Source organism: Burkholderia sp. APQ4-4ca (assembly GCF_057837105.1).
In genome coordinates, this window is sequence record NZ_JBYQCG010000093.1 from 2,212 (window position 1) to 3,101 (window position 890).

The 890-nt window shown below is 56.6% G+C and carries 1 protein-coding gene; it reads left to right on the forward strand.

Annotation, left to right across the window (positions count from 1 at the left end; translation table 11 throughout):
* Nucleotides 1–527: hypothetical protein (locus AC3IFE_RS10815; RefSeq protein ID WP_489190511.1), on the forward strand; the 527-nt coding region annotated here is incomplete at its 5' end.
* Nucleotides 528–890 lie beyond the last annotated feature (363 nt).

An 890-nucleotide genomic window follows, 5' to 3' on the forward strand; every position in this document is an offset into this window, starting at 1 on the left:
AGCGGACGACGTTCGCATTTAGGTCGAACAGCCGGTATCCCACCATCTACGCCGACTACCGCTCGTTACTGGTCCATCCTCGTGAGGACACGGACGAGTATCGTGAAGCCCAGACGAAGGGCAGTACTCTGTACCCTCTCTTGTCGATTTGGGCCTCCTCGCTCGGTGAGGAAGAAAGTGCTCAATACATCGCCACTTTCACCGAGAAGTATCTCGGTCACTGCAATATGCAGTTCTGGCTGGCCGGCGATGATAGTGAGGATCACGTATATACCCGTGGCGACAATCACGGGACCTCTCTAGGCAATATTCCGATCACCGCCGATGGTGAAAGAGCGGTGAGAATTCTAGGAGACGAGTGTGCGGGAACTACGTCCTTCGATAAGCTGTCTGCCATCAGGCTAGGGCATTGGCCGATCCTTGCCATGGCGTGCCAGCATCACCGCCTTCCGTTACCGCCCAATCTGTGGTTGGACCTCCTGATGGAGAAGCGCGCGAAGAGCGAAAAGGATGACGCTAAAGCCTAAACGGGTGGCAGCAAGCAGTTTTGTTATCGAAATCGAGGGGGAATGAAGGTTTAGATTACCGCAGGCCGTGGGCAGGACGCGACAGTCGCGAACGACAATGGGTCGAGAAAACGCAGGCGGCTCCGAGTAAGCGAATGTCGGTTCAGATGGCTGATACGCGTAACGAGCAGCCATTGACCGGCGCTCGCGAGACGGATTGTAGATGGGTGAAAGCTGGCGAACCGCGGTTTCGATGCCGACCGGCAATCGGAACGCTGAGCCTCCTGCTGCAGGGGCGCGCCCAGCTCCGATTTGAACGAAACTAGACAGGTAGGCTGCTATCTGAGCGAGGGCTGCGCGAATTGCTCTAGCGCATCTAACGCT